The 940-nt window shown below is 30.6% G+C and carries 1 protein-coding gene and 1 pseudogene; both read right to left on the bottom strand.

Features of this window, described 5'->3' with window-relative positions; translation table 11 throughout:
• Positions 1–289: pseudogene (locus ABMQ40_RS16620) on the bottom strand (hypothetical protein); the annotation flags it as partial.
• A gap of 15 nt (positions 290–304) precedes the next feature.
• Positions 305–892 carry a hypothetical protein gene (locus ABMQ40_RS16625; RefSeq protein WP_370901623.1) on the bottom strand — a complete coding sequence of 196 codons (588 nt, stop codon included), beginning with the start codon at positions 890–892 and terminating at the stop codon, positions 305–307.
• Positions 893–940 lie beyond the last annotated feature (48 nt).

The following is a 940-nucleotide window of genomic DNA, read 5'->3' on the forward strand; positions in this document are numbered from 1 at the left end:
TTGCTAATCCTTCAAGAAAGTTATCTCCATTAATCAGTGCTGTAACACCGCCAGCTCCACCTCCAGCTATTGTGCCGTTTCCAACAGCGGCCCAGAAACCTCCGGCACTAAATATTTGGCCCGCTCCTGCCGAGACTGATCCGGTAACAGCTCCTATCAAAAGAGACTTTGCAAAGCCTCCCCAAGACCAGCTATTGTTTATTAATGCCTGAAGGGTATATAAACCAGCACTTATGGCTACACCAATAATAGCCCCTGATATAAGAGTGGCAGCAAGCCAGCTATTCAAAAAATATCAATTTCATTATTTATTTTGGTTTAAAATTTGAGAAAGTTTTATATAATCACCATTCTGTCCAAAGTTTTCAGTATTTGCGCTCGATCCAACTATATAGTTTTGATCACACTCAAAATATATTTTTGCAATTCCGACAATTTTTTTTTGCTTTCTAAAAATTAAAATATCCCTATAAATTGCAATACAAGAGGAAGAAATACCTTTATTTGTAGATTTTTCTACAAATATCGAATCAATTTTTTTGAAGTTATTTGATTTAATTTTAAATCTTTTAAATCCAATTCCATTCAAATTTTTTATAAAGCCAGAGTCTTTTATACTTTTAGGAGTTTCACCTATAATTACTTCAAATTTTAATTTATTTTTTTTTGATTTATCTTGATTATCAAATAAATCCATAGCAGAATCTTCTCCTATATCAGTGTGATAATAATCTATTTGATCATAATCAAAATATGGTTTTCCATATTTTGGAATGATTTTTTCCATAGGCTTAACTAATTGTTTATTAGCATCAGACTCTCGCTTTGAATTTTTACAATTTATTAAACAACAAATAACTATTAAGAATGAATATTTAATTATCAATTGCATAGGTTCACATTTTTTCCATTTTTTTCTTAAGTTCGTCTGCTTTCTTTA

It is taken from the genome of Chryseobacterium gossypii (assembly GCF_041361455.1).
Classification (GTDB): Bacteria; Bacteroidota; Bacteroidia; order Flavobacteriales; family Weeksellaceae; genus Chryseobacterium; species Chryseobacterium gossypii.